Genomic DNA, 412 nt, shown 5'->3' on the forward strand with positions numbered 1-412 from the left:
AGTGCGGAGCCCAGCGCCAGGGTGGTGTACGTCCACTGGCCGGCCGGGGCCGGGACCAGGCCACCCGCTCCCGCCGCTGTGAACTTGTCGCCGATGCGGTGCAGCTCGACCGAGTCCGAGACGCACTCGGTGACCGCTTCGGGCGTCGTCTCCAGGTGCAGGCCCGCCGCGACACCGCCGCCGGCGCGCACCGCCTCCTGGAACGCCTGCACCTCCCGCACCACGGTCTCGACCAGACGGGTCTTGAGCCCGTCCGGGCCGGACACGGTGTTGCCGTGCATGGGGTCCGACAGCCACAGCACCGGATGACCGGCCCGGGCGACGGCCTTCACCAGAGCGGGCAGCCTGCGCGGGGCGTTGTCGGCGCCCATCCGCGCGATCAGGGTGAGCCGGCCGGGGCTGCGCCCGGGGT

1 protein-coding gene is annotated in these 412 nt (G+C 74.8%); it reads right to left on the reverse strand.

What is annotated here, in order from left to right:
* A partial coding sequence (locus tag KVT45_RS57475; protein ID WP_254648716.1) for a 3-deoxy-7-phosphoheptulonate synthase occupies positions 1–412 on the reverse strand: 412 nt, incomplete at both ends.

It is taken from the genome of Streptomyces sp. GbtcB6 (assembly GCF_019091475.1).
In the GTDB taxonomy this organism is placed as follows: Bacteria; Actinomycetota; Actinomycetes; order Streptomycetales; family Streptomycetaceae; genus Streptomyces; species Streptomyces hyaluromycini.